General features: G+C 58.3%; 26 protein-coding genes. 15 read left to right on the forward strand and 11 right to left on the reverse strand.

What is annotated here, in order from left to right; all coding sequences use genetic code 11:
* Window positions 1–7: 7 nt before the first annotated feature.
* A complete protein-coding gene (locus SJY29_RS08800; RefSeq protein ID WP_400088873.1) occupies window positions 8–856 on the forward strand; it encodes a ferredoxin--NADP reductase in 849 nt (282 codons plus the stop codon).
* Between the two features lie 72 nt (window positions 857–928).
* Here SJY29_RS08800 and SJY29_RS08805 read toward each other — a convergent pair whose 3' ends face one another.
* A complete protein-coding gene (locus SJY29_RS08805; protein WP_400081939.1) occupies window positions 929–1,660 on the reverse strand; it encodes a hypothetical protein in 732 nt (243 codons plus the stop codon).
* A 197-nt stretch (window positions 1,661–1,857) separates the two neighbouring features.
* On the opposite strand from SJY29_RS08805, the gene infC reads away from it, so the two are divergent.
* Entirely contained in the window at window positions 1,858–2,403 is a 546-nt protein-coding gene (gene infC / locus SJY29_RS08810; RefSeq protein ID WP_110279113.1) for a translation initiation factor IF-3, read from the forward strand.
* A gap of 54 nt (window positions 2,404–2,457) precedes the next feature.
* On the opposite strand, the gene SJY29_RS08815 is transcribed toward infC, so the two are convergent.
* The 7 genes from SJY29_RS08815 to SJY29_RS08845 all read right to left on the reverse strand — a co-directional run bounded on the left by SJY29_RS08815 (window position 2,458) and on the right by SJY29_RS08845 (window position 10,457).
* Window positions 2,458–3,249, reverse strand: coding sequence for an FAD binding domain-containing protein (locus tag SJY29_RS08815; RefSeq protein ID WP_400081942.1), 792 nt, complete (start codon window positions 3,247–3,249; stop codon window positions 2,458–2,460).
* Between the two features lie 12 nt (window positions 3,250–3,261).
* Window positions 3,262–5,631, reverse strand: coding sequence for a xanthine dehydrogenase family protein molybdopterin-binding subunit (locus SJY29_RS08820; RefSeq protein ID WP_400081944.1), 2,370 nt, complete (start codon window positions 5,629–5,631; stop codon window positions 3,262–3,264).
* A 71-nt stretch (window positions 5,632–5,702) separates the two neighbouring features.
* Window positions 5,703–6,188: a (2Fe-2S)-binding protein gene (locus SJY29_RS08825; RefSeq protein WP_055292455.1), complete on the reverse strand. Its 486-nt coding sequence runs from the start codon at window positions 6,186–6,188 to the stop codon at window positions 5,703–5,705.
* 106 nt (window positions 6,189–6,294) lie between these two features.
* Window positions 6,295–7,275 (reverse strand): molybdopterin-binding protein, encoded by a 981-nt coding sequence (locus SJY29_RS08830; protein ID WP_400081947.1) that lies wholly within the window; start codon window positions 7,273–7,275, stop codon window positions 6,295–6,297.
* A complete protein-coding gene (locus tag SJY29_RS08835; RefSeq protein WP_400088875.1) occupies window positions 7,272–8,246 on the reverse strand; it encodes an XdhC family protein in 975 nt (324 codons plus the stop codon). Before SJY29_RS08835 ends, SJY29_RS08830 begins: the two co-directional genes overlap by 4 nt.
* 58 nt (window positions 8,247–8,304) lie before the next feature.
* A complete protein-coding gene (locus SJY29_RS08840; RefSeq protein WP_400081950.1) occupies window positions 8,305–9,552 on the reverse strand; it encodes a VWA domain-containing protein in 1,248 nt (415 codons plus the stop codon).
* Entirely contained in the window at window positions 9,552–10,457 is a 906-nt protein-coding gene (locus SJY29_RS08845) for a MoxR family ATPase (RefSeq protein WP_110279120.1), read from the reverse strand. The genes SJY29_RS08840 and SJY29_RS08845 overlap by 1 nt, the downstream gene beginning before the upstream one ends.
* Before the next feature lie 114 nt (window positions 10,458–10,571).
* On the opposite strand from SJY29_RS08845, the gene SJY29_RS08850 reads away from it, so the two are divergent.
* Together SJY29_RS08850 and SJY29_RS08855 are read left to right on the forward strand one after the other, a co-directional pair.
* Window positions 10,572–11,795, forward strand: coding sequence for an acyl-CoA dehydrogenase (locus SJY29_RS08850; protein WP_400081953.1), 1,224 nt, complete (start codon window positions 10,572–10,574; stop codon window positions 11,793–11,795).
* A gap of 100 nt (window positions 11,796–11,895) precedes the next feature.
* Complete coding sequence (locus SJY29_RS08855) at window positions 11,896–12,840, forward strand: phosphoadenosine phosphosulfate reductase (protein WP_400081955.1); 945 nt, start codon at window positions 11,896–11,898, stop codon at window positions 12,838–12,840.
* On the opposite strand, the gene SJY29_RS08860 is transcribed toward SJY29_RS08855, so the two are convergent.
* Both SJY29_RS08860 and SJY29_RS08865 read right to left on the reverse strand, forming a co-directional pair.
* Window positions 12,831–13,043: a DUF1127 domain-containing protein gene (locus SJY29_RS08860; RefSeq protein ID WP_400081958.1), complete on the reverse strand. Its 213-nt coding sequence runs from the start codon at window positions 13,041–13,043 to the stop codon at window positions 12,831–12,833. The two genes, SJY29_RS08855 and SJY29_RS08860, sit on opposite strands and share 10 nt — an antisense overlap.
* A gap of 111 nt (window positions 13,044–13,154) precedes the next feature.
* Window positions 13,155–13,442, reverse strand: a complete 288-nt coding sequence (locus SJY29_RS08865; protein ID WP_110279124.1) for a hypothetical protein — start codon at window positions 13,440–13,442, stop codon at window positions 13,155–13,157.
* A 135-nt stretch (window positions 13,443–13,577) separates the two neighbouring features.
* Between SJY29_RS08865 and pyrC the strand changes: the two genes are divergently transcribed.
* From pyrC to SJY29_RS08905, 8 genes are all read left to right on the forward strand, one after another.
* Window positions 13,578–14,630, forward strand: coding sequence for a dihydroorotase (gene pyrC, locus SJY29_RS08870; RefSeq protein WP_400081962.1), 1,053 nt, complete (start codon window positions 13,578–13,580; stop codon window positions 14,628–14,630).
* Window positions 14,631–14,642: 12 nt separating this feature from the next.
* Window positions 14,643–15,311, forward strand: coding sequence for an orotate phosphoribosyltransferase (locus SJY29_RS08875; RefSeq protein WP_076658137.1), 669 nt, complete (start codon window positions 14,643–14,645; stop codon window positions 15,309–15,311).
* Window positions 15,312–15,512: 201 nt separating this feature from the next.
* On the forward strand, window positions 15,513–17,000 hold the full coding sequence (locus SJY29_RS08880; RefSeq protein WP_110279127.1) for a replicative DNA helicase: 1,488 nt from the start codon (window positions 15,513–15,515) through the stop codon (window positions 16,998–17,000).
* Between the two features lie 34 nt (window positions 17,001–17,034).
* Window positions 17,035–17,397, forward strand: a complete 363-nt coding sequence (locus tag SJY29_RS08885) for a hypothetical protein (RefSeq protein ID WP_400081965.1) — start codon at window positions 17,035–17,037, stop codon at window positions 17,395–17,397.
* A gap of 57 nt (window positions 17,398–17,454) precedes the next feature.
* The gene (gene alr / locus SJY29_RS08890) at window positions 17,455–18,492 is read left to right on the forward strand and encodes an alanine racemase (protein WP_400081968.1); all 1,038 of its coding nucleotides are present in this window, start codon (window positions 17,455–17,457) and stop codon (window positions 18,490–18,492) included.
* Between the two features lie 57 nt (window positions 18,493–18,549).
* Window positions 18,550–18,996, forward strand: a complete 447-nt coding sequence (locus tag SJY29_RS08895; protein ID WP_110279130.1) for a paraquat-inducible protein A — start codon at window positions 18,550–18,552, stop codon at window positions 18,994–18,996.
* Between the two features lie 41 nt (window positions 18,997–19,037).
* Window positions 19,038–20,402 carry a DNA repair protein RadA gene (gene radA / locus SJY29_RS08900; protein WP_400081970.1) on the forward strand — a complete coding sequence of 455 codons (1,365 nt, stop codon included), beginning with the start codon at window positions 19,038–19,040 and terminating at the stop codon, window positions 20,400–20,402.
* A gap of 22 nt (window positions 20,403–20,424) precedes the next feature.
* Entirely contained in the window at window positions 20,425–21,015 is a 591-nt protein-coding gene (locus SJY29_RS08905; RefSeq protein ID WP_110279132.1) for a CvpA family protein, read from the forward strand.
* A 74-nt stretch (window positions 21,016–21,089) separates the two neighbouring features.
* On the opposite strand, the gene SJY29_RS08910 is transcribed toward SJY29_RS08905, so the two are convergent.
* Window positions 21,090–21,284 carry a hypothetical protein gene (locus tag SJY29_RS08910; RefSeq protein WP_400081973.1) on the reverse strand — a complete coding sequence of 65 codons (195 nt, stop codon included), beginning with the start codon at window positions 21,282–21,284 and terminating at the stop codon, window positions 21,090–21,092.
* A gap of 238 nt (window positions 21,285–21,522) precedes the next feature.
* Between SJY29_RS08910 and purF the strand changes: the two genes are divergently transcribed.
* From purF to SJY29_RS08925, 3 genes are all read left to right on the forward strand, one after another.
* Window positions 21,523–22,980 (forward strand): amidophosphoribosyltransferase, encoded by a 1,458-nt coding sequence (gene purF / locus SJY29_RS08915; RefSeq protein ID WP_110279452.1) that lies wholly within the window; start codon window positions 21,523–21,525, stop codon window positions 22,978–22,980.
* A 134-nt stretch (window positions 22,981–23,114) separates the two neighbouring features.
* Window positions 23,115–23,381, forward strand: a complete 267-nt coding sequence (locus SJY29_RS08920; RefSeq protein WP_110279134.1) for a hypothetical protein — start codon at window positions 23,115–23,117, stop codon at window positions 23,379–23,381.
* Window positions 23,382–23,419: 38 nt separating this feature from the next.
* Window positions 23,420–24,073 carry an SDR family NAD(P)-dependent oxidoreductase gene (locus SJY29_RS08925; protein WP_400081976.1) on the forward strand — a complete coding sequence of 218 codons (654 nt, stop codon included), beginning with the start codon at window positions 23,420–23,422 and terminating at the stop codon, window positions 24,071–24,073.
* Window positions 24,074–24,146: the final 73 nt, after the last annotated feature.

The following is a 24,146-nucleotide window of genomic DNA, read 5'->3' on the forward strand; positions in this document are numbered from 1 at the left end:
GAATGATATGACCGAGCAAAAACCTGTGACTTTAGATACCGCCAAAGCCGTGCCCACCCTGCCTGACGCGCAGACCGTGACCGAAGTAAAGCACTACACGGACCGTCTGTTTTCCTTTCGGGTAACGCGGCCTGCCTCGCTGCGGTTCCGGTCGGGCGAGTTTGTGATGATTGGCCTGATGGGCGATCCCGACCCCAAAACCGGCAAGCAAAAGCCGCTGCTGCGCGCCTATTCCATCGCGTCGCCCTCTTGGGATGAAGAGTTGGAGTTCTATTCGATCAAGGTGCAAGACGGCCCGCTGACATCCCGCCTGCAACATATCCAGCCCGGTGATGAACTGATCCTGCGCCCCAAACCTGTGGGCACGCTGGTGCATGACGCTCTTTTGCCCGGAAAGCGAATCTGGTTCTTTGCCACCGGCACAGGCTTTGCGCCATTCGCGTCATTGCTGCGCGAACCGCAGACCTACGAAGATTATGACGAGGTGATCATCACCCACACCTGCCGTGAAGTCGGTGAATTGACCTACGGCCGCGACCTGATCGAGGCGTTGAAAACCGACGAATTGCTGAACGAAGTGATCGGCGAAGGGTTCTGGAAAAAGATCAAATACTACCCCACAACCACCCGCGAAGAGAGCCCCAAGATGGGCCGGATCACCGACCTGATGCGCTCGGGCGAGGCATTTGCCGATCTGGGCGTACCGCCACTGTCGCCCGAAACCGACCGCGCAATGATCTGCGGCAACCTTGCCTTCAATCTTGAGCTCAAGGACATGCTGGAAGAATACGGGCTGGTTGAAGGGGCAAATTCGAACCCACAGCATTACGTCGTGGAAAAAGCATTCCTCGACTAAGCCGCCGTTAAGACAAAGAAAAAGGCCGCGTGAGTGATCACGCGGCCTTCTTTGTTTGTTGCTATCACGGGTTTACATGCCAAGCGCTTCACGGATGCTTTCAAGCACAGGCTGAAGCAATTCCGGCTGGTTACGCGCGCCTTCCAGCGACGTGGTCAATACTGTCTTCTGCATCTGAGACAGTTCGGAGTTCTGCACGATCTCCAGAACGCTATCAAAGTCGAAGCCTTCGACGGTCAGCACTTCGCCGTCCTCGGACAGCATAGCGTCCGGTGTGGCGTCAGCTTCTGCCGGGGCTGCGTCCTCGGTCATGGCATCAACGGCTTCTTCGGTTGTACCACTCAGCGCGTTGACGGCATCAGTTGCTGCGTCCGTTGCGCTATCCAGCGCGCCCTGGACAGCATCCGCTGCCTGATCGCCCGCAGCAGTTGCGGAATCGATGGCGGCTTGTGCTGCAGCTGCGGCCTCTTCAGCAGCGGCCTGCGCTGCAGCTTCGAGAGCGGCAGCTTGTTCAGCGGCAAGTGCTTCTGCTTCGGCAGCGGCTTGCTCTGCCGCTTCTTGTGCAGCAGCGGCTTCGGCTTCTGCCGCAGCTTCCGCTGCAGCGGCTTGCTCGGCTGCCAATGCCGCTGCTTCTGCAGCTTCAGCCTCGGCGGCGGCTTGCGCCTCTGCAGCGGCGCGTTCTGCTTCTTGTGTGGCCCCTGTTAAGACACCAACGGCCTCACCCGGTGTCCGCCCTTGGGCTGCATATTGGTATCCAAAAAAACCAGCGACCGCCAAAACGACGAGAATAATGATCGCACGCATGGGTCATCTCCTTCCAAATTGATATATTTGGGCCCCCACTGGGCCTTGCTGTGCGGTATGTCAGATGGGCAGTGAATGAGAAAGTGCAATCGCAGGGGAAAAATCGGCGGAAAACCGCATCTTTTCCGGGTTGAAGGTAACCAGCGAGAGGTTTAGTTTGCCCCTTACCTTTTTGGAACAACGCAAGGATAAAGACCATAGGACGCAGACCTCATAACGCACCACCACAACGCGAAACCGGCCCACGTATTAACGAGCGTATCAGATCGGATGAAATCCGCCTGATCGGGGCGGATGGCGAAAATGTGGGCGTTGTAACTCCCGCACGTGCAATGGAAATGGCCGACGAAGCTGGCCTGGACTTGGTGGAAATCTCACCAAACGCCAACCCGCCGGTTTGCAAGATCATGGACTACGGCAAGTTCAAGTACGAGACTCAGAAGAAAGAAGCTGAGGCGCGTAAGAAGCAGAAGATCATCGAGATCAAGGAAGTCAAATTCCGTCCGAACACGGATATCAACGACTACCAAGTGAAAATGCGCAATGTTTTCAAGTTTCTTGAAAACGGCGACAAGGTAAAGATCACCCTGCGGTTCCGCGGCCGCGAGATGGCGCACCAGGAATTGGGCCGTCAATTGTTGGAGCGTGTTGCCGAAGATACCAAAGAAGCCGGCAAGGTCGAGAACTTCCCGAAAATGGAAGGCCGTCAGATGGTTATGCTGATCGGACCACTGACGAAGTAAGACCGGAACGTCTGGAATTGAAAAAAGCCCCCGCAATCGCGGGGGCTTTTTGGTTCAGGCCGCAGCAGTAACCGCCCGGCCCGTCATGACTTTGACCAGATGTGCGCGATAGTCCGGCGAGCCGTGCAAATCCGCGATCATCTCATCAGCGGGCACAGTCAGCCCGTCAAGTGCCGCGGCCGAGAAGTCCGCCGACAATGCGGCTTCTGCCTCACTCCAGCGGAAGACCCCGTTTTCAGAGGCCCCTGTTACGGCCACACGGACGCCATCCGCGTATTTCGCCACAAAGACACCCACCAAGGCAAAACGCGATGCGGGCTGCACGAATTTCTGGTAGTGCGATTTTTCAGGCACCGGAAAGCGCACTTCGGTAATCACTTCGCCTTCTTCAAGGGCGGTCTCGAACATCCCCTGAAAATAGTCGTCCGCCGCAATCTCGCGCGCGTTGGTGATGATCGTGGCGCCTGATCCCAATGCCGCCGCAGGATAGCAAGCGGACGGGTCATTGTTGGCAAGCGATCCGCCGATGGTGCCACGGTTGCGCACCGCAGGATCACCAATATTGGCGGCCAGCCCCGCCAACCCCGGATAATGCGCTGCCGCCTCTTTGGCGACAGTGGCATGGTTGGTCGCGCCCCCGATGCAAACCGCACCGTCATCGGCCAGACACACGCCTTTCATCTCGCCAATGCCCGTCAGACTGACCAAGGCAGAGGGCATCGCCAGGCGCTGCTTCAGCGTGGGGATCAGTGTCTGCCCCCCGCCCAGCGCCTGCGCGTCCTCTTCTTTCAACGCTTTGACCGCATCCGCAATCGTGGAAGGCCGTTCAATATCAAAAGCATACATCTGTGGTCTCCCTTATGCGTTGTTCATGGCGGCCCAGACGCGCGCAGGCGTCAAAGGCATGTCGATATGGGTCACGTTCTTGCCGCCCGATTGCAGCGCATCAATCACCGCATTCACGACCGTAGGTGGCGATCCGATCGCACCGCCTTCGCCACAGCCTTTGGCCCCCAGAGGATTATGCGTGCAGGGCGTCCCACCATCATGACTGACCGCGATAAACGGCAGATCATCGGCGCGTGGCATGACGTAATCCATGTAACTTGCCGACAAAAGCTGGCCGTTTTCGTCGTAGGTGGTGTTTTCCAGCAGGGCCTGCCCGATACCCTGAACAACACCGCCATGCACCTGTCCGCTGACGATCATCGGGTTCATGACGTTGCCAAAATCATCACAGGCGGTAAAGCGTTCAATCGTGACCTTGCCAGTCTCTGGATCAACCTCCACCTCACAGGCATAGGCGCCTGACGGATAGGTAAAGTTGGCCGGATCATAGAAGGCTGTCTCCTCCAGTCCCGGCTCAATATCCTCAAGCGGATAGTTGTGCGGGATATAGGCCTTGAGCGCGACCTCACCAAAGCTGACGGACTTATCCGTGCCTTTGACCGTGAACTGCCCTTCGGCGAAATCCACATCATTGGCAGAAGCTTCCAACATATGCGCTGCGATCTTCTTGGCCTTGGCGATGATCTTCTCGGTCGCACGGACCATGGCCGATCCGCAAACCGCGAGGCTGCGGGATCCGTAAGTGCCCATCCCGAATGGAATTTTCGAAGTATCACCATGCACGATATCGACCGCTGCAGGATCAATCCCCAACATATCCGCCACGATCTGCGGGAACACCGTCTCATGTCCCTGCCCGTGACTATGCGCGCCCACCATGACACTGAGGTTGCCAGTCGCGTTCACGCGTACCGTGGCGGCATCATACAGGCCCACACGGGACCCAAGCACGCCAACAAGATTTGAGGGCGCAATACCGCAGGCTTCGACATAGGCATTGATGCCCAGACCGCGCAGCTTGCCTTTCGCCTCGCTCGCCTTGCGGCGCTCTTCAAAGGCCTTGCGATCTACAATTGCCTCCATCTTGTCCATCAGCGCATCATAGTCGCCGCTGTCGTACTCCAGTCCGGCCGCACTGGTGAAAGGAAACTGCTCGCGCTTGATAAAGTTCTTGCGCCGCAGTTCCACGGGGTCCATCCCCAGTTCGCGAGCCGCCATGTCGATGACGCGTTCAATCGAATAGGTCGCCTCTGGCCGCCCGGCCCCGCGATAGGCGTCCACTGGGGCGGTATTGGTGAACACTGCTTTGAGATTCACATAAACGTTGGGCACCGTATAGTTACCCGCCATCAAGGTGCCATGCAGGAAGGTCGGCGTCGCGGTCGAGAAGTTCGACAGATACGCCCCCACATTGGCCAGCGTGGTGGTACGGAAAGCAATAAAGGTGCCGTCCTTTTCGCAGGCCAGTTCAATCTTGGTCACGTGGTCACGCCCATGCGCATCGCTCAGGAAGCTTTCGGTGCGATCGGCCACCCATTTCACAGGCCGTCCAACCTTTTTCGAGGCCGCCAGCACAAGCGCTTCTTCACCGTAGTGGTAGATTTTCGAGCCGAAACCGCCACCCACATCAGGGGCAATGACGGTCAGCTTGTTTTCGGGAATACCCAAAACAAATGCCGAGATCAGCAACCGCGTCAGGTGCGGGTTCTGCGAAGTCGTTTGCAGCAGATAGGAATCGCCTGCCGCGTCATAAGTCCCGATCGAGGCCCGTGGCTCCATCGCGTTGGGCACCAGACGGTTATTCACAAGTTCCAGCGTCGTCACATGCGGTGCGTTCTTGATCGCCTCATCGGTGGCGGCACGGTTGTCCTCGATCCAGCCCCAGTCGAAACACTGGTTGGTGCCGATCTCGTCATGCACAAGATTGTCACCCGCCAAGGCGTCAGCCATGTTGATGATCGCAGGCAGCTCCTCGATATCGGCAATGATCTCCTCGGCGGCGTCGCGGGCCTGCTGTTCGGTCTCAGCGATGACAGCGGCATAGGCATCACCCACATGGCGCACCTTGCCATGGGCCAGCACCGGGCGCTTGGGCTCTTTCATCGGCTCGCCGTCGCGGCTGTTGATCAGCCAGCCTGCAGGGTTGCCCCCAACATCGACGAAATCCGCGCCGGTAAAGACCGCCAGTACACCGGGCATGCTCTCTGCCGCCGATGTATCAATGGATTTGATGACACCATTGGCCACGGTCGAGCGGACGAAAATCGCCGCCGCCTGGCCAAAGACATTGATGTCTGCGGTGTATTTTCCCTTCCCAGTCAGAAAGCGCACGTCCTCGCGGCGCGTTGTGCTGGCACCTATTCCACCATCTTTTGGCATTCTCATTCCTCCCTGTCGGAGCCGCAATTTTTCATCGAAAAATTGGCCCCAAATTTTTCTCGAAAATTTGCTTACTCGGCGGCGATGGCCGACACATCCTGACCGGATGCGGCCATGATCGCTTTGACGATGTTGTGGTATCCGGTGCAGCGGCAGATGTTGCCTTCCAGATATTCACGGACTTCGCGTTCCGTGGGTGTCGGGTTCTCTTTCAGCAATGCCGCCGCAGACATCACCATCCCGGGCGTACAGAAACCACATTGCAGTCCATGGTGATCCTGAAACGCCTGCTGGATCACATTCAGCGATCCGTCTGCATTCGCCTGCCCTTCGATGGTCGCCACCTCGGCCCCATCCGCTTCAACCGCGAACATCGTACAGGCTTTCACCGCCTCGCCGTTTACATGGATGACACAGGCACCACATTGCGAGGTGTCACACCCCACGTGCGTGCCTGTCAGTCGCAGGTCATTGCGCAGGAAATCCGACATCAACGTGCGGCCCTCCACTTCACCCGACACGGATTTTCCGTTCACGGTCATAGTTACCGACGCCATTGTTTCCTCCCAAAAACTTATGTGCTTTGGAATGAGTTAAACACGCCAAACGAGACTTGAGAACACCCTACTTCCGCTGCACCTGCAAAGTAACGGGGATTTGTACCTAGAGATTGGCGCGTGGTTTGGGGCGGGACGGGATTTCTTTGAGCAGTCCCCCGACGCCCATCTTGGTAAAATCGGCAGGTGTCGGGCTGAGGCCGCAGATCACCCGCTCCAGCACCCAATCAGCCCCGTTCAAGGCCGGCGAACGCGCGCATCCAGGCAAGCCGACAACGGGTTTTTCCCCATGGTTTCCTAGGAATAACAGGTTCCCCGGATCAACAGGCATCCCGAATTGCGTGACCTTGCCACCCGCCTGCCGCAACGCCGAAGGCCCCACATCTTCGACGTCCGACGTGGCTGAGGCGGTGAGGATAAAGATCACCTCGCCTTCCGCCCCCTTGATGGCTTCCGCCAAGGGCGTTTGCGCATGCGGCACAATCACGCGGGGGGTCAGCGTGACGCCCAATCGTGACAACCGTGACGCCAGTGCGCGCCTGCCTTTGGTTGCGGGTGGTTTGCCAATATCGGTTTCAATCAGGCTCGCCGTCGTCACGCGGGGCGACAACAGCGCCAATGCCCGATTGCCAGCCGCACAGGCAGCCGTCACATCATCGGCAGGAACGGCATAGGAAATAATCTTGATTGTCGCGACCATCGCCCCTTCCTCTACCCGTTGCAGTGGTAGGACTGTGGCAACCGTGATCATCGGATTGACGGCATTTGCGGCGTCAATCCGCGCGGCGTCGATCTGCACAATACCGGGGCCTTTGGCAAAGAGGTTCACGCGCCCTGTCGCGGCTTTGCTGATGTGCAGCCCAGCGCCTGCAATCGCTGCAGCAAACTGTGCTGCTGCGGTGTTCTCGTTCAGATCACCGGGATCATAGCGCGCGACGATCACCTGCGCGTGTCCCGCCGCCAGCAAGGCTGCGATATCCGCATCAGAGAGGATCTGCCCTTTGCGCAGCGCCCCCGCCTTCACCGGCACGGAATGCGCCAAGACGGCGCCCGCCGCCTCTTGTGTCGGGACAGGTCCGAATTTCACGGTTTTTTCCGCAAGGCCTGCGTCACCTCTGCCATGATGCTCACCGCAATTTCAGCAGGCTGGCGCCCCCCAAGATCAAGCCCGATCGGCGCATGGATGCGGCCGATCTCTTCATCGGTGAAACCCACCTCTTTGAGGCGCGCGACCCTTTTGGCATGGGTGCGCGTCGATCCAAGGCAACCCAGATAGAAAGCCTCGGATTCCAGCACCGTCACAATCGCGGGATCGTCCAGCTTTGGATCATGGGTGAGCGTGATCACCGCCGTGCGGGCATCAATCCTGAGCGCGCGCAGGGCCTCATCCGGCCAGTCATCAAGGATGGTTTCGTCCGGAAACCGTGCCTGCGATCCAAAGGCCGGACGCGGATCAATCAGGATCGGCCGGTACCCGCAGGCCCGCGCCATAGGCACCAGATGCTGGGCAATATGCACAGCCCCGACAATGACCATACGCAAAGGCGGGTTATGCACGGCCACAAAGGTGCGCCCGTCCTCTTCAATCCCTGACGTATCGGTGCGCTGCCGGTCAGGATAAGTCCACGCCGCCTGCAACCGCGGGCGGCTTGCGATAATATCGGTGACGTAGACGACAGGAGTGGCCTCAGCGCGCGCATCGGCCAGCCGTTCAAGAATATCAACCGGCATCACAGGGCCCACAGGCTCGATCAGCACCTTGATTTCACCGCCACAGGCCAAACCGACGGCAAAAGCCTCATCATCGCTCACGCCAAAGCTCAGCAAGCGCTGTTCGCCGTCGGCAATGGCGTCAATCGCCTCGGTGATTACGGCCCCTTCGACACAGCCCCCCGACACGGACCCCTCCATTGCGCCATCGGCATCAATCACCAGTTGGCTGCCCACAGGACGCGGAGCAGAGCCCCAGGTCTGCACGACTGTCGCGATCGCAACACCACGGCCTGCGCGGTACCATTCAAGCGCCAGTTTCGGCAGGTCATTGATGTCATCTGTCATGGTAGCCATACCCTCGTTCGCATGCTGCCTGCTTTATCACAGCTCAACACTGGCCGCATCACAATCGCGCCAGCAGGCGCGCTTTTTCGCCAGTATCGTCAGGACGTGACAGCGCCTCTGCCAAGCCTGCCAGCGACGCGATATTGTGGCCTGCGCGAAAACTCGAACAATGCGGCAGCATCTGCATGATCCCTTTGGCCTTGGGCGCAAACCCGTCCCAGCGCAGCAATGGGTTCAACCAGATCAACTGGCGCGAGGACAGCCGCAGGCGCTCCATTTCGCGGCCCAGATCGTGGCCTGCGTCACGGTCAAGCCCGTCGGTGATCAACAGTACAACCGCGCCCTGCCCCACGACGCGGCGCGACCAGTCGCGGTTGAAGTCATGCAAACAGGCCCCGATCCGTGTACCGCCTTGCCAATCCTGCGCCTCGGCCCCAGCCGCTGCAAGAGCCGCATCCACATCGCGCCTGCGCAAGTGGCGGGTGATGTTTGTCAGCCGTGTGCCAAAGGTAAATGCATGGACCTGCGCCCAACCCTGCCCCTGCCGGTTCGACACGGCATGGACGAACTGCAAAACTGCGCGCGAATATTGCGACATCGAGCCGGATATATCGCAAAGCACAACAAGGTTCGGATACCGCAGCTTGCGCCGTTTCGTTGCAAAATCAGTGACTTCGCCACCTTTGCGCATGGCCTGTCGCATCGTTCCCTGCCAGTCGGGTAACGTCCCCGCCAGCCGCGCAGTCCTGCGGCTGAGGACCGGCGGCACAGGCAAGGAGAGCTTTGCCAGAACCGCCTTTGCCGCGTTCATTTCCGCGTTGCTCATCAACTCGAAGTCCAGTGTCCGCAACCGTTCTTCTGCCGATGCGGTTTGCGTCGCATCAATGTCAATTTCGATCTCATCAGCGGTGTCGGGTTGCGGCGGTAGCGGGCGTTCTTCCCCGTCAAGCAGCGCCTCGGCCGCGCGTTTTTCAGCCGGAGCTGCTGCGCGTTCCTCCTGTGTGCCGCGCACCATCGGGCGCAGGAATGACATCATATGTTCAAGGTACTCCGGATCACGCCAATAAAGCCGGAATAGCTGGGCAAAGATCAGATGTTCCTCGGGTTTGCTGACAAAACAGGCATGCAACGTCCAAAAGAAATCCTGCCTTTGCGAGAACCCCACTGCACTGACTGCATGGATCGCATCAATCACCCGCCCCGTACCAATCGAAAGCCCCGCACGGCGCAGGGCACGCGCGAAATGCGTGATGTTCTGCGCCAGTTTGGGCTCATCCGGCAGGGTCAGTGCGGGGTATTGGACCATCACGCCTTTTCCAGATCGGCCTTGGCGGCATCAAGGATACGTTTGGCCTCGGACCCCTGTAGCCTCTGGATATCGTCCTGATACTTGAGGATCGCCCCCAATGTATCGGCAATGGTGGCCGGTGACAGGTCAATCACATCCAGAGCCAGCAAACATTTGGCCCAGTCGATTGTTTCCGCAACGCCGGGCTTTTTGAACAGATCCTCTTCGCGTAACCGCTGGACGAAGGCCACAATTTCGCGCGACAAGGACTCAGAGGCCTCGGGTGCGCGGGCATGGAGAATTTCGATTTCACGGTCAAAATCGGGGTAATCGACCCAATGATAGAGACACCGTCGCTTGAGCGCATCATGGACTTCGCGGGTCCGGTTCGAGGTCAGGATCACAATGGGCGGTTCCGGTGCAGTGACCGTGCCAAGTTCGGGGATCGTCACCTGAAAATCACTCAACGCCTCAAGCAGGAACGCTTCAAACGGGGCGTCGGTCCGGTCGATTTCGTCAATCAAGAGCACCGGCGCGCCACCCGGTTGCGGGCGCATGGCCTGTAAGAGCGGTCTTTCAATCAGGTAATCTTCGGTGAAAAGCTCGGACTTCAGCATATCCCGGTCAGTGCCGCCTGCGGCCTCGGCAGTGCGGATCGCGATCATCTGTTCGGCAAAGTTCCACTCGTAAACCGCCGAAGACGCATCCAACCCCTCATAGCATTGCAACCGGATCAAACGGCGGCCCAAAGCCTGCGCGATCACCTTGGCAATCTCGGTCTTGCCGGTCCCTGCCTCGCCTTCCAGAAACAGCGGACGGCCCAGTTTGAGGCTCAGAAACACCACCGTCGCCAATGCCCTCCCGCAGACGTAATTTTCTGCCGCCAGTGCGGCCTGCACCTCATCAATGTCTGCAAATGCCATTCTGTGATCCTCCCATGCCTTAGAACTGCATCCCCGCACCGCCGCGTCAAGCCGTCCATTGCCCCTGACCCGCAGACGTCCTACCCTGCGCGCGACAAGTTGGGAGCAAAGACAATGAACAATTCCACGCCAATCAAAGCCACAGGTTTCGGTCCTGACCTTGGACCATTCGACTGGTCCGATCCGCTGCGCCTTGAAGACCAGCTGACCGAGGACGAGCGCATGTTGCGCGATGCGGCCAATGAGTTTGCGCAAAATACGCTGCAACCGCGCGTGACAGCCGCCTATCGCGATGCGACCGTTGATCCTGATATCTTTGCAGAAATGGGCGCCGCAGGCTTGCTCGGCCTGACGATCCCTGAAGAATATGGCGGTCTGGGCGCGGGCTATGTCACCTACGGCCTTGTCGCGCGCGAGGTCGAGCGGGTGGACAGCGGTTATCGGTCCATGATGTCGGTGCAATCCTCGCTGGTGATGTATCCGATCCACGCATACGGAAGCGAGGAACAGCGCCAGAAATACCTGCCCGGGCTTGCGGCGGGCACGCTGATCGGCTGTTTCGGCCTGACCGAACCAGATGCAGGTAGCGATCCTGCCGGTATGAAGACCACAGCGAAAAAGACTGATGATGGCTATGTGATCAGCGGATCAAAGATGTGGATCAGCAACGCGCCGATCGCCGATGTCTTTGTCGTCTGGGCCAAATCCGAGGCACATGGCGGCAAGATCCGTGGTTTTGTGCTGGAAAAAGGCATGAAAGGCCTGTCGGCCCCGAAAATCGGCGGCAAGCTCAGCCTGCGTGCCTCTGTGACCGGTGAAATCGTGATGGATAACGTCGCCGTGGGTGAAGATGCCCTGCTGCCGGGCGTCCAAGGTCTGAAAGGGCCGTTCGGCTGTCTGAACCGCGCGCGCTACGGCATTGCTTGGGGTGTGATGGGCGCGGCCGAAGCGTGCTGGCATGCTGCGCGCCAATACGGGCTCGACCGCAAGCAATTCGGCAAGCCGTTGGCACAGACCCAGCTTTTCCAAAAGAAGCTGGCGGATATGCAAACCGAGATCACACTTGGGCTGCAATCCGCGCTGCAACTGGGCCGCCTGATGGAAGCAGGCAAAGCCGCTCCAGAAATGATCAGCATGATGAAGCGGAACAACTGTGGCAAGGCACTGGATGTCGCGCGGGCCTCGCGGGACATGCATGGCGGGAATGGAATCAGCGAAGATTTCCAAATCATGCGTCATATGGTGAACCTCGAAACGGTAAATACCTACGAGGGCACGCATGACGTGCACGCATTGATCCTTGGCCGTGCACAAACGGGGCTGCAGGCCTTCTTTTAGGCCAGCAGCGCAACATTAAACCTGTCTTTGTTGCTTATTTTACTGCCCGATTTGTATATACTCAGGTGACAGGGGCGGGTGTTGTTCCGCCCCCGGGGTAATGAGTATGAATGACGGGCAGTTAGCCATCGATATCAGTCTGACGGACCTGAGCGCCAACGATTGGTTGGGTCGGATAGACGATTTTTGCGAAGATCACGGCTTCTTCGAGCAGCTTGGACGCGAGCATTGCGCGGGCTTTCTCGAGGCCGGAAACAAGCTTTTGGTCACCTTTGAGAACGCGCAACTGGTCCGCGAGAATAACCTCGATGCGGAACCGCGCGGCTTTGCCTATACCCGCCACGAAGGCTGGTCGCTGCTGTCACTGTTTTCGTTCAAGGAGAGCTGGTTTCGCGATCACCATGTTTATGAATTCTTTGACCGGCTGGTCGATGAAGGATTTTTCGACCAGTTCGAAAAGATCATCTTTCATGGTGGCGGCGGCGGTGCGTCATACGCTGCCGCAGCTTATTCGGTGACTGCACCGGGTGCGACGGTCATCGCGCTGCGCCCCCAGGCGACGCTTGATGCGGAACTGGCCGGCTGGGACCCGCGTTACAAACACGTGCGCCGGAAGAACTTTAACGACCGCTACGGCTATGCACCCGAGATGATTGATGCAGCGGACAAGGTTTTTATTGCCTATGACCCGATCCAGCGGCTTGATGCCTGCCACGCGGCACTCTTCCGGCGGCCTCAAGTGATCGCCCTGCCCTGCCCGCTGCTGGGTGATGATCTGGATCAGGCGTTTGACCGCATGGGCATCCATGACGTGATCATCAAACTGGCCATGGATGATATGCTGGATCGTCGCCGTTTCACGCGGCTGTTACGCGCTCGGCGTTATGACCCTACCTATGTCCGTGCGCTCGTGCGCCGTTTGGTGGTGACGGGCCATCCCCGTTTGGGCCTGATCGTTTGTGAATACATGATCCGGCGTGGCCACAAAGCGTTCTTCATCGACAAGCGTGAAGAACTCACGCCGAACGAAGACATTCACACGTAGTAGGTATCGCGATAGACGTGTCGCAGGATTGTGTCACGGCTCAGACCGATATCGGCCAATTCGTCATCACTGAGCTTTTGCAAACGAAGCACCTGTGCGGACCGGTTTTGCGCGGCCAAAAGCCGAGAAACAGCGCTTGCGATGGCGCCGAAGAAAGCAAGGAACGGCAACGGCGCCGTGTGGGAAGAAGTATGTCTGGCCATAATGGCTGTCCTATCGGGATCATTTGTTTCCCCCGTTAGATAGACGCCCTAACCGCCATGAAAACAGCCAAACCTGCATTGCTGCATTGCAGCAAACGCATGCCAGCGTGTTTAGCCCGCGTCTTGGCGGCCTTCGATCACCTTTTTCAGCACATTGAAGATCCGCGTGCCGAAATAACCCAGGATCGCGCCGATAATGATCCCGAAGACCGATCCGCTATCAAAAGCAGCGGCGATGATTGCCGCGCCAAGCAGCGCCACCATGAAGGCCACAAGACGCTTTTCTGCCGGTGTGACTTCAAAATAGCCCTCAAGCGTTTTGACGATCGGCGCTGCAACGGGGCCCTCGATCTGTGGTGTCAGAAACCCGGCGGCGGCCGCAATCAGAAATCCAAGCATCCTGTCTCTCCCTTGAACCAGTGTCTTGGCCGGAAATATCATGAATTGCCGCAGGCTGTGCAAGGGCATTCAGGAAAGCGGTTTGCGCGCGAAAGGGCTATGGCGTCCTGCGGCGCAACGGTGTAATCGGAAAACATGCCAGATAGAAACCTGACCCGCCTCACCATCCGCCGCCCTGATGATTGGCATTTGCACCTGCGTGACGGTGCCATGCTGCGGGCGGTTTTGCCAGAAACCACACGGCATTTCGCACGCGCGATCATTATGCCAAATCTGGTGCCCCCTGTTGTGACCGCGGCACATGCTGCCGCCTATCGCGACCGTATCCTTGCGGCCATCCCCGAGGGCGACACGTTCACCCCGCTGATGACGCTGTATCTGACAGAAGCGACCGACCCCAAAGATGTGCGCGCAGCCCACGCCGCAGGGATTGCGACTGCGGTGAAACTCTATCCCGCAGGGGCGACGACAAACTCTGCATCCGGCGTGCGCGACTTTGAAAAAGTACGCCCTGTGCTTGAGGTCATGGCCGAGATCGGCATGCCGCTTTGTGTGCATGGCGAGGTGACAGATCACGAGATTGATATCTTCGACCGCGAAGCGACATTTATCGACAGAATCCTGAAACCGCTGCGCAAGAAAGTGCCCGACCTGAAGGTCGTGATGGAGCATGTCACCACCCAAGACGCAGTGGATTACGTGCGCGACAGCAGCAAGAACCTTGCTGCAACAATCACGACCCACCACCTGATTATCAACCGCAACCATATTCTGGCGGGCGGGATCAAACCGCATTTCTATTGCCTGCCGGTCGCGAAACGCGAAGCGCACCGCATCGCCTTGGTGCAGGCCGCCGTTTCGGGCGACAAACGGTTCTTCCTTGGTACTGACAGCGCGCCCCATACCGATGCGCTGAAACTGCAGTCTTGCGGCTGTGCGGGTATCTTTACCGCGCCAAACACCATGTCCTGTCTGGCCGAAGTCTTTGATGCAGCCGGTAAGATCAACAAGCTGGAAGACTTTGCTTCACTCAACGGCCCGCGCTTTTATGGACTGACACCGAACGAAGACACGATCACCCTGACCAAGGGCGATCCTGTCAGCTATCCCGCCCATATCGACACCGAGGACGGGCCTGTCACCGTCTTTGACCCCGGATTTGACCTGCACTGGCGTGTCGAAGAATAGAAAGGCCACCCGATGATCCCCACCTCTTTTCCCGCCAAAGAAGAGATCGCCCGCCTCACCGCCGGTATGTTGCTTGAAATCGGTGCGATTGACTTCAACGCGTCCGAACCTTTTACCCATGCCTCGGGCAAAAAGGCCCCGACATATGTGGATTGCCGCAAGCTGATTTCCTTCCCGCGCATCCGGTCTACGCTGATGGATTTCATGGCGGTATCGATCATGCGCGAAGCCGGGTTCGAGGCCTTTGACAACGTCGCAGGCGGTGAGACGGCGGGTATCCCCTTTGGGGCGCTGGTGGCGGAACGGCTGGCCCTGCCGATGACCTATGTGCGCAAGAAACCTAAAGGATACGGGCGCAACGCGCGGATCGAAGGTGTAATGACCGAAGGCCAGCGTGTCATTCTGGTCGAAGACCTGACCACTGATGGCGGCTCGAAACTCTCTTTCGTAGACGCGATCCGCGAGACAGGTGCGACCTGTTCGGCGACTGCCGTGATCTTCTACTACGGTATTTTCGAAGGCGTGGAACAAACACTGGCCGATCACGGCGTGCAATTGATTTCGCTGTGCACATGGTGGGATGTCTTGGCCGAGGCCAAAGCGCGCGGCGCCTATGACGACGCGACACTCACTGCGGTCGAGGCCTATCTGAAAGATCCGGCCGGCTGGACACCCGCGTAATTTTCTTTTCCACAGCTGTGTATAAAATGCAGAGGGATCGGCGCATATCCTGACGGCGGTGATGGCACTGGCGCTACATGTTGATCGAATCGGCATAATCCGTGATGCTCTTGGAAAGTTATCCGAGAGTATCCACAGCTATTTGGCTGGCGTAGCGCAGGCCTGAACTGCTAGGACGCCCACGGGAACAGGTGAGCAGCAATGAATGAAATAACAACTTTTAATGCCTCCGGCGTTCAAGAAGCCGACGCCGACTTGATGCCGCACTCCATTGAAGCCGAACAGCAGCTTCTGGGTGCTATTCTGACCAACAACGATGTGTTTGACCGTGTAGCGTCGATCATTGGGCCCAAACATTTCTACGATCCGGTTCATGCGCGCATCTTCGAAACCGCCGCCACGCGCATTGGCCGCAACATGCTGGCGAGCCCCGTGACACTCAAGGCGTTCATGGAAGACGACGAAGGTCTGAAGGAACTGGGTGGCCCGCCCTATCTTGCCCGCCTTGCAGGGGCTGCGATTTCCGCCTTCGCCGCGCGCGACTATGCGCAGATGATCTATGATCTGGCCACGCGGCGCGAATTGATCAAACTGGGTCGTGACATCACCGACAAGGCCGCCAAGGTCGATGTCGATCACGAACCCCGCGAACAGATTGTCGAGGCCGAACAGGCGCTCTATTCGCTGGCCGAACAGGGTGTGTCGGAGAAGGGCTTTCAGTCGTTCCTTGCTGCCGTCACCGAGGCTGTGAATGTCGCCAATACCGCCTATCAACGCGATGGCGGGCTTGCGGGGATTTCGACCGGTCTTGTGGATATGGACAAGAAACTGGGCGGCCTGCATAAATCCGACCTTCTGATCCTTGCCGGTCGCCCTTCGATGGGGAAAACCTCACTTGCGACCAACATCGCCTACAATGTCGCCAAAGCCTACCGCAAAGGCCAGTTGCAGGACGGCACCGAAGGCGCAGTCGACGGTGGCGTCGTCGGGTTCTTCTCGCTCGAGATGAGTGCAGAGCAGCTTGCAGGGCGCATTCTGGCGGAAGCCTCCGAAATCTCGTCCCATAAAATCCGCCAAGGTGACATGACCGAGGGCGAATTCCGTCGCTTCGTGGATGCCGCCAAAGAGCTTGAATCCTGCCCGCTGTTTATCGACGACACTGCCGCGATCCCGATTTCGCAACTGGCGGCACGCGCGCGGCGGCTCAAGCGGACACACGGGCTCGACCTGTTGATCGTGGACTACTTGCAGCTCGTGCGCGGCACGTCCGACAACCGTGTGCAGGAAATCGGTGAAATCTCGATGGGCCTCAAAGCCATCGCCAAGGAATTGAACATTCCTGTCATCGCGCTGTCCCAGCTTTCACGTCAGGTTGAGAGCCGGGAAGATAAGCGCCCACAGCTTTCGGACTTGCGCGAATCCGGCTCTATCGAGCAGGATGCGGATGTTGTTATGTTCGTTTACCGTGGTGAATACTATGTCGAGCGTGAGAAACCTGAAGACCACAATATGGAAGCAATCGCAGCCTGGCAGGAAAAAATGTCGAGCCTTCATGGCAAAGCCGAGGTTATTGTGGGCAAACAACGGCACGGCCCGATTGGCACGGTCGAGCTTTCGTTTACCGCAGAGTTCACGCGGTTCGGCAATTTGGTCAAACCCTGGCAACAAGGGGACGACCAGCAGTTCTAGAAAGGAACGCATTATCAAACGGCTTGTATTTGTATTGGCCCTGTTGGCACCGCCCGCTGCGGCGCAAACTTCGCAAGACTATCTGGTGCGCTTTACCGGATTTCTGGGCGATCTGCGGCTGTTCCAGCCTGACGTGCGTGCAGGACTTTCGGGAGAAACCGACGAGACCGCGCAAGTGGCTATTGCTATGAATGAAGAGGCCACGGCTGCCTTCGCGCTGTTCACCCGAACCCACGTCAATCAGTCCGTCACCTTCACAGTCTGCGGACAATCGTTTGAGAACATCGCTGTTCAGGCCCCCATTGAAACCGGCTTTGCGATCACCCAAGCCATGCCGCTGGAACGGGCGATGGAAATGGTAGATGCACTGAACGGGTTGGGCGACTGCCCAGAATAACAGGTCTGCGTTCGCAAAACACTTGCCCCACGCGAACACCCCTGACAAAAGGTCGCCATGAGTACTGGACGCCTGATTATTGACCTTGACGCCGTTGTCGCCAATTGGCGCGCACTGGATGCAATGACAAATTGCAAAACCGGTGCAGTAGTCAAAGCCAATGGTTATGGACTTGGGTCAGGGAATGTCGCGAAGGCGCTGTTCAAGGAAGGCGTGCGCCAGTTTTTTGTGGCCGTTGCCGAAGAAGCCGTGGCGATCCGCGAAGAACTGGGCCCAAAACCCGAAATCTGTGTGTTCTCCGGTCACATGAAGGGCGATACGGCGCTGATCCGCGATCTGGGCCTGACGCCGATGTTGAATTCTGTCGAACAACTGACGCTCCATTTCGAAGCCCTGCCCGGCCACCCTTTCGGCATCCAGCTTGATACCGGCATGAACAGGTTGGGCATGGAAATGCAGGAATGGGCGGCCGTGGCCGAAGTGGCCCTGTCGCAAGACCCACGTTTGGTCATGTCGCATCTGGCTTGTGCCGATGAACCCGACCATCCGATGAACCCCTATCAACTCGACCAGTTCAAGAAGATGACCGACGGGATCACAGCGCCCCGCTCTCTGGCGGCAACGGGCGGTATCCTGCTAGGACCTGAATATCACTTTGACCTGACGCGTCCGGGGATCGGTCTTTACGGCGGCCTACCTTTCGAGAATGCGACACCCGTGATCGAACTGGATTTGCCAGTGGTGCAAGTGCGTGACGTGGCCGAGGGTGAAGTCGTCGGTTATGCCAATGCATGGCAAGCGGCCCGTCCCTCGCGGATTGCGACCGTATCCGGTGGTTATGCGGACGGCATCGCACGAATCCTGTCCGACAAGGCCACGCTTTATCATGGCGACACCGCCTGCCCGCTGGTTGGACGGGTGTCGATGGACCTGCTGACGATCGACGTCACCGACCTGCCAGAAACACCCAGCAAGCTGACCCTGATCGGCCCGCAGCAGACCGTGGATGATCTGGCACGCGCCGCAAATACCATCGGGTATGAGGTGCTCACACAGCTCGGTGCGCGCTACAATCGCAAGACTTTTGGCAAATAAACTTGTCTCAAAGCACGAGCTTCATTACTTAACCCCTAGTCATATCTAGGATTTATTATGCTGAACATATTGCGCATCGCGAACCTTGCCCTTCTTGTTCTCTTTCCGATTGCTTGGTTTGCGCCACTGATGCGCGCAGGGTTGTTGCCCGTTTTCGGCCTCAGCGAAATCAGTGTCATCTCGGGCATGCAGGCGCTTTGGGAAAGTGATGTTGCGTTGGCACTGCTGGTGACAGCCTTTGCAATGTTCGCACCCTACCTTAAGACCATCGGCATCGCGCTGGTGCATTTCGACCTGTTGAAAGACAAGACGTTGCCTGTGCTGTCATGGATCGGCAAGCTGGCGATGGCAGATGTGTTCCTGATTGCGCTCTACATCGTGCTGTTCAAGGGCGTCGGGATCGGCAAGATCGAAACAGGTTGGGGGCTTTACCTGTTCACCGCTTGTATTCTGGCCTCAATCGTCATCTCGGCCCTCACACCGCAGGGCAAGGCGAAAGCCTAAGCATCATTGCCAAGGTTCACCTTTTGGTCCAAAAGGTGAACATGGCCAAAGATCTCACCTTTTCCTGCTCTGAATGTGGCGCGTCCTTTCGCAAATGGTCGGGGCAATGCGATGCCTGTCAGGCATGGAACACAATCAGTGAATCCAAGGCCCTGTCCAGCGGTCCCAAAGGCAAATCACTGGGCGCAATCCGTGGCAAGACGATCGCGCTCACCGATCTGGAAACACAGGAGAAAGAGCCGCCCCGCACCCAAGCGGGCGTCGGAGAATTGGACCGCGTCTTGGGCGGTGGTCTGGTCAAGGCGTCTGCCCTACTTGTGGGCGGCGATCCCGGCATCGGCAAATCAACGCTTCTTTTACAGGCTGCTGCAAGGTTTGCCCGTAACGGCCTGAAAGTCATCTATATTTCTGGCGAGGAATCGAACGCGCAAGTGCAGATGCGCGCCCGTCGTCTGGGGCTAGAGAAAAGCCCTGTCATGCTCGCGTCGGAAACGAACCTGCGCGATATCCTGACGACGCTTGAGGCCGAAAAACCTGACCTCGCGATCATCGATTCCATCCAGACGATGTGGGCTGACAACGTCGACAGCGCACCGGGCAGCGTCAGCCAGGTGCGTTCATCGGCGCATGAGTTGACGACTTTTGCGAAACGCAACGGCATGGCCGTGGTGATGGTGGGGCATGTCACGAAAGACGGCACCATCGCGGGCCCCCGGGTTGTCGAACATATGGTCGATACCGTGCTTTATTTTGAGGGCGAGCGCGGCCATCAGTTCCGTATATTACGTTCGGTCAAGAACCGTTTCGGCCCCGCTGACGAGATCGGCGTCTTTGAAATGACCGGCAAGGGCCTGGCGGAAGTCAAGAATCCTTCGGCTCTGTTCCTGTCCGAACGCGGCACCCCTGCCCCTGGCTCGGTCGTGTTTGCAGGCATTGAAGGCAGCCGTCCCATGCTCTGCGAGATACAGGCACTTGTGGCACCTTCGCCACACAGCCAACCCCGCCGTTCGGTCGTCGGATGGGATGGCGGACGGCTTGCCATGATCCTTGCCGTGCTCGAATCGCGCTGCGGTGTCCCTTTCACCGGATTGGACGTTTATCTCAATGTAGCAGGGGGTTTGCGCATCTCGGAGCCCGGCGCAGACCTTGCTGTGGCCGCCGCCCTCGTCTCTGCACGCGAAGATGCTGCGCTCCCCTCGGAAGCCGTGATTTTCGGTGAAATCAGTTTGTCTGGCGCGCTCCGTCCTGTGGTGCAAACTGAAAATAGATTGAAAGAAGCACAAAAACTTGGTTTTACAACTGCGATAATACCACAACAGGCCAAGCAGCCCCGCGTGGACGGCATAAGCCTGCGCAATGCGACAGACTTGGCTGGATTTGTAGAAGAGGTATTTGGCGCAAGATAGCGCCAATCGCAGGAGACGGACCATGGAAGGTTTCACACTTGTCGACGCAGGCGTCGCAATCATTATTTTGGTGTCTGGCGTCTTGGCTTACAGTCGGGGTTTCGTCCGCGAAGCCATGGCGATTGTCGGCTGGATCGGCGCGACCGTCGTTGCATTCATTTTTGCCGATCAGGTCGAACCGCTGATCCGCCAGATCCCGATTTTGGGCGACTTCATTGGCGACAGCTGTGAGTTGGCCATCATCGCGGCGTTTGCAGCCGTTTTTGCGGTGGCACTGGTCGTTGTGTCCATCTTCACACCGCTCTTTTCAACTGTCGTGCAGCGGTCTGCATTGGGTGGCATTGATCAGGGGCTTGGTTTCTTCTTTGGCGTGTTGCGCGGCATTCTGTTGGTTGCGGTCGCGTTCTTTGTTTACGACACAATTTTCGCCACCCAGCAGTTCGCCGCAATTGATGACAGCCGCTCGGCCGAGGTCTTTGCCCAATTGACGGGCCAGATCGAACAGCAAAACCCCGAGCAGGCCTTGGGCTGGATCACTGAACAGTACCAGCAGCTGGTCGGAAGCTGTGGCGCACCGGATGCACCGGTTGAGCCAACCGTTCCGACCGAGTAAGGCGCACGAACCAAAGACATCTGAGAGACCACCGCTTTGTCGGTGGCCTTTTCCGTTAGGGGCGTTGGAAAGGCTTACCGATCATAACGGTCGCCATGGCGCATCTGTGCATCCTCGCGACCTGCTTGCCACGCCTGCTGCGCTGCTTGGTTGATATCTTCGTCAAATCGCGTTGGGCGATCAGGGCCGATCTTACGGTAAGCAACGACCACCATGATTAAGAAAATCACGACAGGGACGAAAAAGTATAAGGCTGTGAGCATTGTCATATTTCTAAACTATGCGGCGTGGTGCCGATTTCAATATGCATATCTTTTTGGTGCGCAATTCCTTGCCGCACACCGGATGATCCTGCGCGCAAGCCTTAACAGGAACTGTTTCAGCGGCGATGGCAGCCATGTTTTTAGCGTCTAGGCGATGATCGTTCCGTGACACGCGGCCTTGGACCTACTAAGACAGGGACAACCGCCCATACTCGGATTCGGAGCTGACCTCTTGTCCACACAGATGCCCCCCGCCCATCCTTTCGACGATGATAAGCTACGGGAGGAATGCGGCGTCTTTGGTGTCGTTGGTGTCACTGACGCCTCCAACTTTGTAGCCCTCGGCCTGCACGCCCTGCAACACCGGGGCCAAGAAGCGGGAGGCATTGTCACGCATGCTCCCGAAACAGGTTTCAACCAACAGCGCCGCATGGGGCTGGTGCGCGATAACTTTACCTCGGCATCCATGATGGAACGCCTGCCCGGCACAATCGGCATCGGGCATGTGCGCTATTCGACCGCTGGCTCCAAGGGCCAGACCGCGATGCGCGATGTGCAGCCCTTCTTTGGTGAATTTTCCATGGGGGGCGCGGCAATTGCCCATAACGGGAATATCACCAATGCGCTGTCCCTGCGCCGCGAGTTGATCGAACGGGGGTCGATCTTTCAAAGCTCGTCCGACAGCGAATGCATCATCCACCTGATGGCGCGCTCCATGGGCCGCACGATCCCTGACCGCATGGAAGAAGCGCTGCGCAAAGTCGAAGGCGCGTTTTCCATCGTGGCCATGACACGCACCAAGCTGATCGGCTGCCGTGACCCGCTGGGCGTGCGCCCGCTGGTGCTGGGCAAGATCGGCGAAGGCTGGGCGCTCTCGTCGGAAACCTGCGCGCTGGATATCATCGGGGCCGAGTTCGTGCGCGAAATCAAACCAGGCGAGATGGTCGTGATCACCGAAAAGGGTGTGTCCAGCCACTATCCTTTCCGCCCTGCCCGGTCCCGTTTCTGCATCTTCGAGCACGTGTATTTCAGCCGCCCCGACAGCATTCAGGGCGGGCGTTCAGTGTATGAGACACGCGAGAACATCGGTCGCGAACTGGCCAAAGAAGCGCCCGTCGAGGCGGATCTTGTCTGCCCCGTTCCTGACAGCGGCACACCCGCAGCCATCGGGTATTCGCTGCAATCGGGTATTCCCTATGCGATGGGCATCATCCGCAACCAATACATGGGCCGCACGTTTATCGAACCGACCGAGAGCATCCGCAACATGGGTGTGCGTCTGAAACTCAACGTCAACCGCGCCCTGATCAAAGGCAAGCGGGTGATATTGGTGGATGACAGCGTTGTGCGCGGCACCACCAGCCGCAAGATCAAGGAAATGATCCTTGATGCAGGGGCCGCCGAGGTGCATTTCCGGATTGCATCACCCCCCACCGCCTGGCCCTGTTTTTATGGTGTGGACACGCCGCAGCGCGAAAAGCTGCTGGCGGCGACGATGTCCGAGGAGGAAATGCGCACACATCTGGGTGTGGACAGCCTCAAATTCATTTCACTCGACGGGCTTTACCGTGCGGTGGGCGAAGCGGGCGGGCGCGATCCCAAGGCACCCGCCTATTGTGATGCATGTTTTTCTGGCGAATATCCCGTCGCCCCCTCCGATATGATCGAGCAGGGTTTCGAGGCCAAGACAGCCGCAGAATGACCCCCGCTGCGGCAATGCGCGTATAGCCGCGCAAGATGCGCAGGGTTTTGCGGTGCGTCATACCAGCCCCTTTTATTTCCGGTCCTGTTCTGGCAAGGCGGCGTAAGAAATTCTTAACGTTGAAACAGTGACGTATGGCAGACGAGACAACGACCTCCCCCCTTCCCGGGCAAAAAGCAACACTGCCCGACACGCTTGATTTGCGTGAATTGTCGGTTATCGGCCTGATGGACGCGCATGACGGGATTGCCGCCTTGCTACGGTCTTCGCGTGGCGAGATCGCACGGGTGCAGGTTGGTGATAGCGCATTCGGCGTGCAGATCACGGCGATTGGTGATGCGCAGGTTCTGCTCACAGATCGCTGGGGTCGGACCCAATCCTTGGGGTTGCCGCACAGCTAATGCTTGACCTCGGGCGCAGTTCGGCACATGACCGCGCCATGACAAAAACAGCACTCATCACCGGCGCATCGCGCGGCCTTGGGGCAGCCTTGGCCAAGGCCCTTGCCCCCACCCATCACATCATCGCCGTCGGCAAAACCGTCGGCGCGCTGGAAGAGCTTGACGACGCCATTCAGGCGGCTGGCGGACAGGCGACGCTGGCACCCATGGACATTAGCATTGATGAAGCAATGCAGCAGCTTTGCCGTGGCATCTTTGATCGCTGGGGGAGCCTTGATCTTTGGCTGCATACGGCCATTCATGCGGCGCCGTTGGCGCCTGCAGGCCATATCGGGCCGAAGGATCTCGCGAAATCCATGACCGTCAATATCGAGGCCACATCGCGGCTGATCGCCTATGTCAGCCCACTCTTGGGGCAAACAGGCAAAGCCGTCTTTTTCAATGACCCGCGTGGCGGCGATCAGTTCTTTGGTGCGTACGGCGCAACAAAAGCAGCGCAGATTGCCCTTGCGCGCAGCTGGGCCGCGGAAACCGCCAAGACCGGACCGCGTGTGGATGTGCTGACGCCTGCGCCCATGCCAACCGCGACCCGCGCGCGCTTCTATCCCGGCGAGGATCGCAATGCCCTGTCCAGCCCCGCAGACGAGGCCGCACGGCTTTTGCCTGCGATCCTTGAGGGTGCGACTGCCTAAACCGTGACCGCTTGTCTACGGTCTGACCTGAACACGCCTTGTCGGCGCGTTCCGCGCTTGCCGCCCACCGCGT

Origin of the sequence: Yoonia sp. R78084, from assembly GCF_044595625.1 — a bacterium.
In the GTDB taxonomy this organism is placed as follows: Bacteria; Pseudomonadota; Alphaproteobacteria; order Rhodobacterales; family Rhodobacteraceae; genus Yoonia.